Genomic DNA, 12,122 nt, shown 5'->3' with positions numbered 1-12,122 from the left:
CTTGCGTTGACGCACCCTCGCGGCAAAAAGAGCGATCCACCCCGGGAAGCCGGAACAAACGCCAAAGAAGCCGACAACAAGACGTTGCACGGTAAAGGCATCTGGGTGCAGCAGGTGTTGCTCACCGTTGGGGCCGTTTTTTTCGTACTTGTGATTCTGGAACTTGGGCTGCGGTTGAAACATTACCGCCCCAATGATGGATCAGGCCATTTCCATAGCGAGCAATGGGCCACCCCGGACCAGGAACTGGGGTGGCGCATGACCCCTGGTATCTGGAACGTCGACATACTCTCCAAGCCCATGACTGTGCAGGCCGATGGTTCACGCCTGGTGCCGATCTCCGCCGCCGTAGGTAAAACCCTGGAGGAAGCGCCCGTTGTGCTTCTGCTCGGTGGGTCCTACATGCTTGGTTATGGTGTGGAGGATGACGAAACGATTGCCGCGGTGTTGCAGGGAGAGCTTGTGTCCAGGAATGAACAACTGCGCGTAGTGAATAGGGCCGTACCGGGGTATGGCACCTGGCAATCTTACTTGATGCTCAAACGCTACCTGGAAGAAAACGAAACGCCCCCTGCGATTGTCGTATACGGGTATGCCGTACACCACAGAAACAGGAACATTTGCAACACCCCCTGGATCAGGTCCCTCGCCAGTTACAAAGGGGTGCACATCATCCCCCCGCATCTTGCCAAAGACAGCGAGGGAAAATGGATTCAGGTCCCTTACTCCGAACTCAACCTTTTGGGCCTGGCTGACAACCTGGACCTGGTGTATTTTATCCAGGACAGATTGCTCGATCGGTTCATTGACGATAACAGCCAGGAGGCGACCGCCGCCACGTGCTATAGTATAGAGCGCATGAACACCCTGTGCCGGCAACATGGCATTGAATTCATGGCAGTGAATATTTTTGGCGAGGATCCCAAATGCGAAGCAACGGCCACCCTGCCTTTGACCTCCTGCGCATTACCCATACAATTTCAGGATCCCAAGTGGTTCTTGAAAAAAGACGATATAATTTCCGGGCACCCCAATGCCGCCCAGCATGCGGCGCTTGCACGCTGCATTGCCAACAGGGTATCCACCCACGAAATAGCAGAATGCACCCGGCAATGAGCCGGCACCACGATTTCAATTTCCTTCATTCAGGACTACGTCATGTCACTTTCACTAGCGGTACTTGTTTCAGGGAGTGGTTCAAACCTGCAATCCATCATCGACCGGATCGAAGACGGGGCGCTTGACGCCACCATCAATCTGGTCATCTCCAACAAGCCGGATGCATACGGCCTGACGCGCGCAGAAAAGCACGGCCTGCCCTGCCTGGCGTTGAACCACCACAACTTTGCCTCCCGCGAAGCCTTTGACCAGCACATGGTTGAAGCCATCCGTGATGCAGGCGCCGATACAGTGGCCATGGCGGGGTTCATGCGCCTGCTTACCCCGGGCTTTTTGCAGGCCTTTCCAGGCAGGGTGCTGAACATCCACCCTGCGCTGCTGCCGAGTTTCCCCGGCATCCATGGGCAAGGGGACGCCAACGCCTACGGTGTCAAACTTTCCGGGTGCACCGTGCACTTTGCCGATGAGCACATGGACAACGGCCCCGTCATCATCCAGGCCGCTGTACCCGCCCTGGCAGGAGAAGATGCAGACGCGCTGGGCAAGCGTATCCTTGCTCTGGAGCACCGTATTTACCCACAGGCTTTGCAGTGGCTCAGCAAGGGGCGCTTGCGCATACAGGGGAGGCATGTTTACCTTGTAGATGAGGAAACTTCGCCCAAGGCCCCGGTCACAGGCGCATACTTGGTAAATCCGCCTCTGGAACCTGGTTTCTGAATCGGCCGGGCCGCAACGCATCCAATTACAAGGAGGCCCCCATGGCAGCCATAGAACGTTCTTTTGAATTCAGCCTCAGTGATGAAGAAAAACGCTACCTGCACGAACTCGTGCGCCTTTCCATCCTGCAAGGACTCAAGCAACGCGCAGGAGGAAAAGACGCAGCGCAACTGCCGCCTCCCATAAGCAAAACCCTGGAAGAAAAACTGGGGGCATTTGTCACCCTGAAGATCGATGGCAACCTGCGTGGGTGCATCGGCAATGTGGTTGGCAACGCGCCGCTGCACAAGACCATAGCCAACATGGCCCAGAGCGCCGCCTTTGAAGACCCGCGTTTTCCCCCTCTTTCCCTGGATGAGTTCGAACGCATTGAAACCGAAATTTCCGTGCTAAGCCCTTTGGAACCGTGCCCTGATTCGGAACGTATCGAAGTGGGGCGGCACGGGCTTTTGATTCGCAAAGGCCCCTCCTCTGGTTTGCTCTTGCCCCAGGTTCCCGTTGAATGGGGGTGGGACAGGGACACCTTTTTGCGCCATACCTGCCGTAAGGCCGGCATGGGCGCCGATTGCTGGACAGACCCTGAAACACAGATTTTCTGGTTTGAAGCAGAGGTATTCTGATTGCGCATTCCATTCATAGCACTTCGGCGCCTTGGAAAAGGCGCTGGCCAGTCCATAGACACCCTGCATGCGGGCAATGCCCGCATGTTTCTTTTTTTGTTGCTGCTTACAGTGGCCTCCACAGGCGGGTTGCAAGGCTGGCGCACCCTTATAAACAATTTTTCCGTGGAAGTCGCAGGTATGAACGGCTTCCAGATGGGCGTGGTGCAGGGCATCAGAGAGGTGCCCGGACTCCTTTCCCTGCTGGCCGTGTACCTGTTGCTGTTCATCAGCGAACACCGGCTGGCGACGTTGTCGGTCCTTGTGCTCGGCGCTGGTGTAGCAGCCACGGGACTGTTTCCGACCATGGGCGGGCTCATATGCACCACCCTGCTGTTGTCTTTCGGATTCCACTATTTCGAGACAATGAACCAGTCCCTGACCTTGCAGTATTTTGACCTGAGCGCCGCCCCCGTTGTTTCCGGCAGGCTCAAAGCCGCTGCTTCAGCCGCCAATCTGGCTGCTGGCGGCGCCATTTTCCTGCTCGCAGGCTACATGGACTACACAGGCCTTTTTCTGCTTTTCGGTATTGCCATCGCCCTTGTCGCTGTGGGCTGCATGTTCATGCACCCGCAAGATACAGCACTGGAACCGCAAGCCAAGAAGATGATTCTGCGCAAACGCTACTGGCTCTTCTACGCACTCACCTGCATGTCCGGTGCACGACGCCAGATATTTGTTGCCTTTGCCGTGTTTCTTCTTGTGGAACATTTCAACTATTCCGTGCAGCAAATCACCATTCTTTTTGTCATCAACAACCTGATAAACATGTTTTTGAGCCCCATGATAGGGCGCGGGATAAATCGCTTTGGCGAGCGTGCGATTTTGACCATCGAATATGGCAGTTTGTTGTTCGTTTTCATTGCATACGCCCTTACGGATAGTGCCGTTGTTGCAGGCGCATTGTATGTTTTGGACCACATATTCTTCAATTTTTCCATCGCCATACGCACCTATTTTCAGAAAATAGCCGCCCGGGAGGACATCGCCCCCAGCATGGCAATGGGCTTTACAATCAATCACATAGCAGCAGTCATCATACCCGTGGCAGGTGGCGCGCTTTGGCTGTTTGATTACAGAGTCGTCTTCTTTGCCGGTGCGGCCATGAGCCTGCTTTCACTTGTTCTTGCCCAGTGTATTCGTCTGCCAAATAATGACCAACCTCCCCTCTCCTCTTGATTTAGAAGCGCTGGCTGCATATGCTATTCACACTATCACCAAGACCCTTTCCCCAGGAGAAAATGCTCATGCGCACGCTTCTATTCTCTCTTGCCGCCATTCTCATTTTTGGTCTGCCGCTTGCCGCCTTTGCCCAGGAAACAGCCGGTGCGGGCGGCGCCCTGGCGGCTCCCAAAAAAGACTTGCCCGACAAGCCGACGCCTTCCTCTCAAAATGAGCACAAAATCCTTGTCAGCGTCGAACATTCCGGGACCGACAATGTGGGCAGCCGCCTTGCCTACCATCTCAAGGAACTTTTCGACCGCTCCAGCCTGTTCACCCTTTCCACCAAGGATGAACGCAAATTGAAGCTGATCCTGCGCACTGTGGAGGAGTTTCCTGGACGCCCCAACATGAGTTCGGCCTACTCCGCCATTTTTGTCTACTCCGAAACCGAGGGCACGCTTAAGTATCTGCTTTCCAACGAAGTCGGTTTTGTGCACTCCGCTTCTGTAAAGGAAGACGCCGAAGCCCTGGCTGGTAAAACCCACGAAGTATACTCTAAGTACTCTTACCTTTTTGAATAATCGCCAGATAAGGCCAATTTTGGCGCCAGATGCGGAATAATAATTCCGTATCGCCTCTTATTGGTGCATTACGTTGCATAACGTTAATTCTTTTTCGGCGATGTTGTTCAGCTGGCCAGGGGGAGCTTGCTCGATATGCCGTATATTCTCGTAGTGGATGACGAGGACAGCATTTGTTTTTCCATGGGCACCATCCTGGAGATGGAAGGTCACCGTGTGGATACGGTCATGGACTACGCCAGCGCAGTCCAGCTGATGGACAAATGCACCCCTGACGTCATCTTTGCAGACATTCTCCTCGGCGGCAAAAGCGGCATACAGCTGCTTAAGTACGTAAAGGACCGGGGCTTGCTGGTACCGGTGGTCATGATTACCGGCGACCCGAACGTTGAGACCGCCGCAGAAGCGCTGCGGCTGGGCGCTTTTGATTATGTATCCAAGCCAGTGAACAAGGATACGCTTTTGCGCATGTCCCGGGTTGCCCTACGGCATAAGCGCCTGGAAGACGACCGTCGCAACTTGCTGATCGAAAAAGAGAATCTCAGACTTCACCTTGAAGCCGTTTTCCGGAGCGTGCCGGACGCCATTGTCACAATCGGCAAAAGCAGAAACATCATACAAACAAACCAGGCCGCCCATGAGATGCTGGGCCCCTGGCATGAAAGCCTTGAGGGGTTGGACTACCGCGAAGCCTTCCGCAACGGTTTGGAAACCGTGGCCGAGGTGGTAACCCAGACCCTGCGCTCCAAGCAGCCTGTCCGTGAATTCCGTGTGGAGTGCGACAACAAGGAAGGCGATCTGACCTTGGTGCTCAATTGCTCGCCCCTGGTTGATGATACGGGACAGTTCCTCGGTGTTGTACTGCTGCTGCGAGACATTTCACGGCTTGTGGGCCTGGAGCGTGAGCTTACCGAACGCCGGGAGTTCCAGCGGATCATCGGGAAAAGCCAGCGCATGCAGCACATCTACACCCTGGTGGAGGATTTGAGCGAAACCGATACCACGGTTTTGATTACCGGGCCCAGCGGTACCGGCAAGGAACTGGTTGCCCAGGCCCTGCACAATGCAGGAAACCGCGCCAACAACCCCCTGGTCAAGGTCAATTGCTCCGCGCTCTCCGAAAACCTGCTTGAAAGCGAACTTTTTGGGCACGTCAGGGGCGCTTTCACCGGCGCCATCCGCGACAAGGCAGGCCGATTTACCCTCGCCCACCACGGCACCATTTTCCTGGACGAAATCGGCGACATCTCACCGCGTATCCAGCTTAAACTGTTGCGGGTGCTCCAGGAAAAGGAGTTCGAGGCTGTTGGTGACACAAAAACACGGAAAGTGGACGTCAGGGTTATAGCCGCAACAAACCAGAATCTGCGCGAGAGGGTCATAAACGGAGATTTCCGAGAGGATCTTTACTACCGGCTCAAGGTTGTAGAAATCATCATTCCCTCCCTAAAAGAGCGGCGAGAAGACATCCCCCTGCTCATCGATCATTTCATCCGGCTCTTCAACAGCCAGTTCAACAAGAACATCCAGAGCGTAAGCGACGAAGTGAAGTCTGCGTTCATGCGTTACTCCTGGCCGGGCAACATCCGCGAACTTAAGCACGCAATGGAGCACGCATTCATTCTTTGCCGCGGCGCAACCATAGAGATGCCCCACATACCTTTGGAGTTGCGCAATGATTGCGAGATGGAGCTGGGATCTGAAGCCGGCTTCGCCAGCATTACCCCAAAAGAGTTGGAGCGCGCCCTGAAAGAAGCCGGCGGCAACAAGGCAAAAGCCGCCCGTGTTCTTGGCGTAAGCCGGCAGACCATCTACCGCAAAATTCGCGAATTTGAAAGATGATCGCAAAGCAGAGTGACACAGCGTGTAACATGTTGCAACACTGTAACATGTTACATATGTCAAATTGCCACCCTTCACTTTCTCCTATAAAAGATAATTTATATTAGCTATTTACATAATATCTCATATTATGAGACAGCTGGCACGTATGATGCAGAGCTGCAACCCATGAACTACGCCACCTTGCCGCCAGACCCTGACGACCTATGTGAGCTTCCTCTCTTTTCAGAAGACCTCCTTGATTCTGATACGCCGCTTCTTATCGCCTGCCTGCGGCGCAGCAAGGAATCCATGGTCTTGGAACAAGATCTGTGCGCAGTTGCCAAGCAGTTCCACCCCATGCTTCACGTTTGCATAGCCGAAGCCTGCGAAGACAATCGCCTCCGTAATCGTTTCTACATATTGGGAACGCCAACCTATCTGCTTATTGAAAACGGTCATGAACGAGAGCGCTTGCTCGGCAAGGCGGATGCGAGGATTCTGACAAAATTCATTCACGATATCTTCGACTTAGACTAAAAAAACCAAGCCTGAATCCCTTTTAAAAAATTTTACCACTTGCTATCTGGGAACCTCGCGTGTAAGGTTATTCTCACAGGTTGACGCTCCCATTGACCAAAAATTTCCGCCCTACTTATGTGGCGGGTTATATTGAGCGGCCCACATTTCCTTTGGATTGCCCCCCATTTGCCAGGGATCTCGTGAGGCCGCTCTTTTTTTTATTTTCTCTCTACTATCAGTGCGCCCAAGCCACATACGCAGGAGGGCGTCAGCGTTCTCCCGCCCGCGCCAATGCCTCCTTGGCCTCCTGCTCCCTGCCCTGAATCTCGTAGGCACGGGCCAGCTCCAGCCAGAACCCTCTATTTTCCGGCCTAAGCGACACACTCTGCCTTGCCAGCGACTCCGCAATGCTCGGATCCTCGCCATTATCCAGGTACAGTTTGGCCAGCAGGTACATGGACCAGGCGTCCTTGGGGTCATGCAACAGCGCCTGGTGCAGCCTTTCTCTCGCCTCTTCTATGCGCCCCTGCCTGAGACAAAGCCGCGCCAAGTAGCGCTGCGTCAACCCGCTTCCTTCTTCTGAGGATTCTGCACGGTTATAGTAGTTACGGGCCTGCGCCAGGCGATTTTGCTGTTCGCTCAACTGCCCCAGACGAATGAGGGCGTAAACGTGCCCAGGCTCCAGTTCCAGGCAGCGCTTGTAGGCCTTGCGGGCCTGGTTGGCCTCGCCCATGCGCTGACAGACGTGCCCCAGATTATACAGCGCCATGACGTCCTTCTTGTCCCGTGAAAGCACTTCTTCAAAATGCTGGCGGGCCTGGGGCAGCCGTCCAAGCCTGGCCAGACAGATACCCAGGGAGTTGCGGGCCAGATTGTTGTCCTCGTCTGCAAGCAGAGACAGCTTGTATTCCTCCACGGCGCCATAGAGATCGCCCTGGCTGAATTGCTTGTCTGCGCTGATGTTCAGCGCCAGGGAATCCACTACCCCCACATGGGGCGCAGGCAGCAGCATGGCATATTCCAAGGCCTTGCGAGCATTGTCCAAGGCATCTGCCTTGCGAAAGTTCAGAAAGGGGTGGCAGGCCAGCCCCACAGCGACTGAAATGCCCATGCGTTCAAGGCGGGAGGCCAGCTCTTCATAGTTTTCCTTGGCGCTTGCCGCATCCATTTCCGGATGGAAAAGCAGCAAGGAATTGAGACTGTAGCGGCCTCCCAGAAGCGCTGCGCCATCGTCCTGCGAAAAAATCTCCCTGGCCAGTGTCGCCGCCTGTGCGGCCTGCTGTTCTGCCTGGGTGTGGTCCAGCTCCCCGCTTCCCAGCCGAACAAGGGCCAGCACAAATGTCTTGCAGCGCTCCCGCTCCCGTGTGAGTTGCAGCAAAAAATCCCTGTACAACAACAGCCCTGTCAAAACATCGCGCTGTTCGGAGGCTTCTTTTTCCTTAGCGCCTGTGGCTTGCCCCGGCTGCGCCGATGCACCCAGGCTTTCCTTGAGCAGTGTCAGACAATCCCCCGGCTCCATATCCCAGGAAGGATCGTTCTGATGCATGACCTCGGCGAGAGAACTGTGCTCAAGCACTTCCATGACGGCCACCTCGCCCTTATAAACCGGAGGATGTTGCTCGTCCTTCACATCCCCATTGCCCGGGGACCAGACCAGAAACCGCTGGCCGTCCTTTGCGCCTGCATCACGCCCCAAGCTGAGCAGCAGACGGTTTGCAGGCAGCGTATCCTTGACGCGCCCCCCGTCTTCTAAAATGCGCGCATAGGGAAATACGGCGCCATGGCTGTGCTCTTTGGCCACAGCCGCGGCCTTTTGCGCTTTGTGCAACAGCAGTCGCGCCTGTTCTGCAATGGGCAATTCAAAAAGACGCCCTTCCATATCTTGTGGATAATTGGCCAGGCCTACGGAAAAGGCCGAACGGACGCGTTCGTCCGTCAATTCATTGCGATAGCGCACCTGATCAAGTTCGCGCACCAGAGCCTCGCCAAGTTTGCGGCTCGCATTGGGCATGGCTTCTGGCATGAACAGGGCGAATCTTCCGTCCCCTAGGTGGGCAGCGTGGGCTTGCTTGGGGCGTGCGCGCTCCACAGCTTCGCCGTAAAGCCCCACCAGCCGTTCCGCAACCAGAAATCCGTATTGCCGCTGCACCTGGGGCAATCCATCCAGGTTAATGGCCAGCACTCCCAACCCGGCGCGGTAGACACTCATGGAAAAATCCGCGCAGGATGCGCCTGGCCGCATGCAGTTGCGAACAACGTCTATCTCGCGCTCTATGGCGTCGAAGAACGACTGGCGTGATTGCAAGCCGCTCATCGGTTCCGTGACGGAACGCTTGTACATTGCAAGTTTGTCCAGACAGAGCGAGGCCATGCGCACAAGAAAGGGGCGCATGGATTTGGGCGCAGCCAGAGTAACGCCGCGCGCCTGGAATACGCCGAGGAAACGCCCTTCCTCCACCAGGGGCAAAAGCAGCTTGCGTTCCTTTGGCAGATGAATGGCAAGGGCCCCCAGCTCGCCAGGCACGGCGTCCGGATCGCGCATTTCATAGGGCATTTCCTGCGGAAAATAGAGACTGTACGACGAGAAAGGAATGAATCCGGCGATCTCGTCTTTAAGCGCATGCTCGAAACGGATCAGATCCTGACTGGTGAGAATAACCCTTTTGGCTCCCATGACGGCACCTCCATGCACCGCGGGTAGCAAAGTCTAGAGTTTTTCTCAAGCTCAGACTTGCCATGATCCCCAAAAATCCCTTGAAATCTGACAGAATTCGTCTTCCCGCTATGAGCCCGACATAAAGCTGCAACCTGACATGAACCATTATCACGTTCATGATCCAGGTTCGTTTATTTCCAGCCTGTGAGAATCGCCACTGTTACAGATTCTCCACGTTCAAAGGCGCGATTCGCTTGTATTAAAAGCCAGGAGAAACCAGCATGCCCGATGCCAATGCTTTTCAAGACAGAAGGACATTCATCCGCGTTGCCCTTCCTGTACATGACACCAACAATTGGTGCACCCTGCGCACTGGAACAGGCGATTCCGCAACTGCCTTGATCATGGACATCAATATTGAAGGATGCCGTCTGGCCGTCAATAAAGGGGCAGAGAGCAATTGCCTTTGCACGCTGACTGCCGGGGATCATCTGGAATTTTGCGATTGCGGGCTGGAGCGATGGGGAAAAGGGCTTTGCGGCATGCAGGCCCAGGTCGTATGGGTCGATGGGGGCGAAATCGGCTGCCGCTTTGACAAAACCCTGGAAGGCAGGATGTTCGCACAGTCCTCCACTGCATAAAAACTCATTTCACCGCGCAAGGCATGTACGCAGGCGGACAAACCGTCGACTTGCACCGGGCTCTGTGGCAAATAACTGGCTTGTATCAGAACATTTGCCCATAAAGGAGATCGGCATGCGTCCTGTCATTTCAAAAATCTTTTGTGCCCTCGCTCTCTTCTCACTGCCCGTGCTGCTGTGGGTGAGTGCTCCCCCCGCCTTTGCCGGTGATGGCGTCACCTGGAACGTTTATCACAACCCACGCTACAATTACGCCATCAAGTACCCGGCGTCCCTGCTCCCCCAAGATGAATCCGAAAACGGCGACGGCCAGGTCTTCACCAGGGCCGACAACAATGCCGAACTCATTGTCTACGCCTCGCACAACGCCTTGGACACGCCCCTGAAAGAGGAATTCCAAAATACCATGAACGAACCCGGCCGCGAAGTGACCTATAAAAAGCTGGAGTGGGACTGGTTCGTTGTTTCCGGATACGAAGGGGGGCGCATTTTCTACCGCAGAACCATCCTTAGAAACAAGACATTCTACACCTTCATGCTGCGGTATGAGGCCGGACTCAAAAATGAGTTCGACCCCCTGGTGAAGGAAATCGCCAAGTCGTTCACTTTGCCGTAAAGCATCGGAGCCGTCAGACAACGGTCATGTAAAACATGCTGCCAATCCAGCAGCAGTGCGGCTACCCTTCGCTCATAAGCGCTTTTCAGAGCAAGTACGCGTTAGCGTTCTGCAGTGGCGTCCGGCCCATCCTGGGCCGTTTGCCTGCGTCTGCGGCGGGGCATCAGCACATATGTGTAGATGGGGCCGGAGATCATGTAGGCCAGCAGAAATACAAACCCCAGCACCCGCGGCTGCGACGCCACCAGCACAAACAACAGAATGGCCGTGACCATTGAGCTGAAGGGATGCGTACGCAACAGGCCGTACTCCTTGAAGGAAGCATACCGCACGCGGCTGACCATCAAAAAGGACAGCAGGTAAGCCAGGATCAGACAGACAACTGGCAACACGGATTCAGTCATGCCTGTCGGCAGGTAGGGCGTTGCCAGCACCAGGGTGGAGATAATGCAGGCCGCGGCCGGTATGGGCAGGCCGATGAAGAATTTCTTGGAGGTGTTAGCACTTTGGACATTGAAACGCGCCAGCCGCAAAGCGCCACAGGCAGCAAACAAAAAGCAGGCCATGAGCCCAAGGCGACCGAAACCGCCAAGCTGCCAGTGATAGAGCAACAGCGCCGGGTTCAGCCCAAAGGCAACCAGGTCGCACAAAGAGTCGTATTGTACACCGAATTCGCTGGTCGTGTTCGTAAGCCGGGCAACCTTGCCATCCAGCCCGTCAAAAAGCGCGCTGACCAATATAGCCAGGGCACAGGATTCATAGCGGCCGCTCACAGCCCACAATATGCCCAGAAAACCTGCGAACAGGCTGGCCGTGGTAAACAGGTTCGGCAGCAGAAAAACACCCTTTCTAAAGGAAACCGAACGGTCCATTGAATATCCTTGTCATCTGGCGAACAGCGAGGGACATGGGGCACGAGAACTGCGACACTGCCCCCGCTTGCGCCTGTGGAAATGGATGCGTGGCCTGCGCCACATCATCTGCGACAGGCAACCACGCTCTGGCCGGCAACAACTTTGTCACCGATTTGTAAACTTGGAGAGTAGTCACCTGGAAGATAGAGGTCAACCCTTGACCCAAAGCGTATAACGCCAAAACGCTGCCCGCGTGCAAGCGCATCGCCAGCTTCCGTGCGGCACACAATGCGCCGGGCAATCAGCCCTGCTATCTGCACCATGCCCCAGGTGCGGCCATCCGCATCCTCCACGCCCAGCACACAGCGCTCGTTGTGTTCACTCGCCTTGTCCAAAGAAGCGTTGAAGAACTTGCCCGGTATATATTCAATGGAGCGGATGCTCCCCGCAACGGGCATGCGGTTCACATGCACATTGAAGACGCTCATGAAGATGCTGACGCAGGTGCATTCGTTGCCATCCACGGGATTCTTGGCCGGACCAATGCGCACAACGCGACCGTCTGCAGGGCTGACGGCCGCCCCGGCTACCTGGGGCACCACCCTTTCAGGATCGCGAAAAAAATACAGCGTGAAAAGCGTCAACACCAGGAGCACGAGGCACAGAATCTCGTACCCCAGAATCGCTGCCAGCAGCGTAAGAAAAACTCCCAGACCAATAAAAGGGACGCCCTCTGGCGCCACTCCGGTAGACGGCTTATGCATATCGGTTC

12 protein-coding genes are annotated in these 12,122 nt (G+C 55.3%); 9 read left to right on the top strand and 3 right to left on the bottom strand.

Annotated features, from left to right (window positions below; all coding sequences use genetic code 11):
* Nucleotides 1-6 precede the first annotated feature (6 nt).
* The 7 genes from ACZ5EH_RS09570 to ACZ5EH_RS09540 all read left to right on the top strand — a co-directional run bounded on the left by ACZ5EH_RS09570 (nucleotide 7) and on the right by ACZ5EH_RS09540 (nucleotide 6,601).
* Nucleotides 7-1,116 (top strand): hypothetical protein, encoded by a 1,110-nt coding sequence (locus ACZ5EH_RS09570; RefSeq protein ID WP_464277899.1) that lies wholly within the window; start codon nucleotides 7-9, stop codon nucleotides 1,114-1,116.
* Between the two features lie 42 nt (nucleotides 1,117-1,158).
* Nucleotides 1,159-1,836 (top strand): phosphoribosylglycinamide formyltransferase, encoded by a 678-nt coding sequence (gene purN / locus ACZ5EH_RS09565; RefSeq protein WP_464277898.1) that lies wholly within the window; start codon nucleotides 1,159-1,161, stop codon nucleotides 1,834-1,836.
* Nucleotides 1,837-1,877: 41 nt separating this feature from the next.
* Nucleotides 1,878-2,456 carry an AmmeMemoRadiSam system protein A gene (gene amrA / locus ACZ5EH_RS09560; protein ID WP_464277897.1) on the top strand — a complete coding sequence of 193 codons (579 nt, stop codon included), beginning with the start codon at nucleotides 1,878-1,880 and terminating at the stop codon, nucleotides 2,454-2,456.
* Nucleotides 2,457-3,674, top strand: a complete 1,218-nt coding sequence (locus ACZ5EH_RS09555; protein ID WP_464277896.1) for an MFS transporter — start codon at nucleotides 2,457-2,459, stop codon at nucleotides 3,672-3,674.
* A gap of 68 nt (nucleotides 3,675-3,742) precedes the next feature.
* Nucleotides 3,743-4,240: a hypothetical protein gene (locus tag ACZ5EH_RS09550; protein ID WP_464277895.1), complete on the top strand. Its 498-nt coding sequence runs from the start codon at nucleotides 3,743-3,745 to the stop codon at nucleotides 4,238-4,240.
* A 135-nt stretch (nucleotides 4,241-4,375) separates the two neighbouring features.
* Nucleotides 4,376-6,082, top strand: a complete 1,707-nt coding sequence (locus ACZ5EH_RS09545) for a sigma-54 dependent transcriptional regulator (RefSeq protein ID WP_464277894.1) — start codon at nucleotides 4,376-4,378, stop codon at nucleotides 6,080-6,082.
* Between the two features lie 168 nt (nucleotides 6,083-6,250).
* Nucleotides 6,251-6,601, top strand: coding sequence for a hypothetical protein (locus ACZ5EH_RS09540; protein ID WP_464277893.1), 351 nt, complete (start codon nucleotides 6,251-6,253; stop codon nucleotides 6,599-6,601).
* Nucleotides 6,602-6,851: 250 nt separating this feature from the next.
* On the opposite strand, the gene ACZ5EH_RS09535 is transcribed toward ACZ5EH_RS09540, so the two are convergent.
* Entirely contained in the window at nucleotides 6,852-9,257 is a 2,406-nt protein-coding gene (locus ACZ5EH_RS09535) for a tetratricopeptide repeat-containing diguanylate cyclase (protein ID WP_464277892.1), read from the bottom strand.
* Nucleotides 9,258-9,520: 263 nt separating this feature from the next.
* Between ACZ5EH_RS09535 and ACZ5EH_RS09530 the strand changes: the two genes are divergently transcribed.
* Both ACZ5EH_RS09530 and ACZ5EH_RS09525 read left to right on the top strand, forming a co-directional pair.
* Nucleotides 9,521-9,880: a hypothetical protein gene (locus ACZ5EH_RS09530; protein WP_464277891.1), complete on the top strand. Its 360-nt coding sequence runs from the start codon at nucleotides 9,521-9,523 to the stop codon at nucleotides 9,878-9,880.
* Between the two features lie 115 nt (nucleotides 9,881-9,995).
* Entirely contained in the window at nucleotides 9,996-10,496 is a 501-nt protein-coding gene (locus ACZ5EH_RS09525; RefSeq protein ID WP_464277890.1) for a hypothetical protein, read from the top strand.
* Between the two features lie 101 nt (nucleotides 10,497-10,597).
* Here the strand turns inward: ACZ5EH_RS09525 and pssA are convergent, their stop codons facing one another.
* Both pssA and ACZ5EH_RS09515 read right to left on the bottom strand, forming a co-directional pair.
* Entirely contained in the window at nucleotides 10,598-11,368 is a 771-nt protein-coding gene (gene pssA / locus ACZ5EH_RS09520) for a CDP-diacylglycerol--serine O-phosphatidyltransferase (protein WP_464277889.1), read from the bottom strand.
* 104 nt (nucleotides 11,369-11,472) lie between these two features.
* The gene (locus ACZ5EH_RS09515) at nucleotides 11,473-12,114 is read right to left on the bottom strand and encodes a phosphatidylserine decarboxylase family protein (RefSeq protein ID WP_464277888.1); all 642 of its coding nucleotides are present in this window, start codon (nucleotides 12,112-12,114) and stop codon (nucleotides 11,473-11,475) included.
* Between the last annotated feature and the right edge of the window lie 8 nt (nucleotides 12,115-12,122).

This window comes from Desulfovibrio biadhensis (genome assembly GCF_055388615.1).
The sequence above is the reverse complement of the archived record's forward strand: the minus strand, read 5'-3'. Positions and strand labels throughout refer to the sequence as shown.

Excerpts from the sequence above, each read along its gene's own strand:
- purN (WP_464277898.1), top strand. The coding sequence starts at position 1,159 with ATGTCACTTTCACTAGCGGTACTTGTTTCAGGGAGTGGTTCAAACCTG.
- amrA (WP_464277897.1), top strand. The coding sequence starts at position 1,878 with ATGGCAGCCATAGAACGTTCTTTTGAATTCAGCCTCAGTGATGAAGAA.
- ACZ5EH_RS09550 (WP_464277895.1), top strand. The coding sequence starts at position 3,743 with ATGCGCACGCTTCTATTCTCTCTTGCCGCCATTCTCATTTTTGGTCTG.
- ACZ5EH_RS09545 (WP_464277894.1), top strand. The coding sequence starts at position 4,376 with ATGCCGTATATTCTCGTAGTGGATGACGAGGACAGCATTTGTTTTTCC.
- ACZ5EH_RS09540 (WP_464277893.1), top strand. The coding sequence starts at position 6,251 with ATGAACTACGCCACCTTGCCGCCAGACCCTGACGACCTATGTGAGCTT.
- ACZ5EH_RS09535 (WP_464277892.1), bottom strand. The coding sequence starts at position 9,257 with ATGGGAGCCAAAAGGGTTATTCTCACCAGTCAGGATCTGATCCGTTTC.
- ACZ5EH_RS09530 (WP_464277891.1), top strand. The coding sequence starts at position 9,521 with ATGCCCGATGCCAATGCTTTTCAAGACAGAAGGACATTCATCCGCGTT.
- ACZ5EH_RS09525 (WP_464277890.1), top strand. The coding sequence starts at position 9,996 with ATGCGTCCTGTCATTTCAAAAATCTTTTGTGCCCTCGCTCTCTTCTCA.
- pssA (WP_464277889.1), bottom strand. The coding sequence starts at position 11,368 with ATGGACCGTTCGGTTTCCTTTAGAAAGGGTGTTTTTCTGCTGCCGAAC.
- ACZ5EH_RS09515 (WP_464277888.1), bottom strand. The coding sequence starts at position 12,114 with ATGCATAAGCCGTCTACCGGAGTGGCGCCAGAGGGCGTCCCTTTTATT.